Source organism: Streptomyces sichuanensis (assembly GCF_020328095.1).
GTDB lineage: Bacteria > Actinomycetota > Actinomycetes > Streptomycetales > Streptomycetaceae > Streptomyces > Streptomyces cinnamoneus.
Genome location: NZ_JAIXMK010000266.1, coordinates 1 through 1112, shown reverse-complemented (window position 1 = coordinate 1112; position 1112 = coordinate 1). Strand labels below are relative to the sequence as shown.

At 72.2% G+C, this 1112-nt stretch carries 2 protein-coding genes; both read right to left on the bottom strand.

The genetic code is table 11. The features are described from left to right. Positions 1 to 510, bottom strand: a 510-nt coding sequence (locus LE181_RS31860) for an AF_0692 family protein (protein ID WP_505016596.1), incomplete at its 3' end; no start/stop codon positions are given. 110 nt (positions 511 to 620) lie between these two features. After that, positions 621 to 1112 (bottom strand): DUF418 domain-containing protein (locus LE181_RS31855; protein WP_225665100.1); only part of this gene is annotated, 492 nt, incomplete at its 5' end.

The window sequence follows — 1112 nt, the reverse complement described above, 5'->3', positions numbered from 1 at the left end:
CTCGACAGAGTGCCCGTAGGCCACCAGTGCCGATCCCGCCACGAAGACCGAGGCCGTCACCAGCAGTCCCGTACGCCCCAGCCACGGAACCTGCGAGCGGTCCGGCACCAGGGCCTCGGCCAGCGCGATCGCGACGTTGGTGCTCCACACGGCGTGCATCGTCAGGACGGCGATCGTCAGCCACACGCCCATGCCGAGCGCCGGTATGAACGTCGCCCCCATGAGATCGTGGCCCGCGTAGTGGCGGTTGAAGAGCATCTGGTCGACGAGGCCCTCCTCAACAAGACCGTAGGCGACCCCCAGCACCAGCATCGCCGCCGGCCCGCGCCCCGCACGGCGGGCAGCCTCCCGGACGAGCAGCGCCCCCGCCCCGTACATGGGCGCGAGCAGGGGCAGGAGAAGGACGATCTCCGGGACCGTGAGATTGCCGAGGAGGCACTCCCCGATCAGGGGTGCCAGGGCGAACAGCCCCAGCGCGGGGGCGATGCGACGCAAGCGTGCGGTGCTCATGCAAGGAGTGTTGCCCGCCGTCACCGGCCGCCGACAGCGCCGATGGTCTACGAAGCAGCGACCGAAGTTCAGCTCCGGCGAGCCGGAAGTCTCCCGCCCCCGCCCCTCCCTCAGCGCCGCAGGAGGCGCTTTTGCACCGACTCCAGCGGCCCGTGCGGGAAACGGCGCAGCCACAGGTGGGAGGCGGCCATGAGGAGGAGGCACACCACCGCCCACAGGCCGATCACCCACCAGGGGCCCGCGTCGTGGAAGCGGGCCGCCAGCCCCAGGCCGATGCCGTACGAGGCCAGCATGCACAGCACGTTCTGGGCGACGTAGCAGGACAGCGCGGTGCGCCCGACCGAGGTCAGCCCCGTGGTGAGGGGGCCGGTGCGGCGCAGCCGGTCGGTGATCACACCGATCAGGCCGATGTAGCCGAGTGCCACGACCGGGGCGGCGACGTAGCGGCCGAGCAGGAAGCAGTCGGCACCGCCCAGGCCCGTCGCGACGTTCAGCGGCAGTCCCACGCCCAGGCCCCAGCCGAGCAGGCGGGTGCGGATGCGGCGTCCGGTGGCGTCCGGCGCGAACGCTCCCGCGCGGTAGAGCCGCACGCCGAGCAGGAA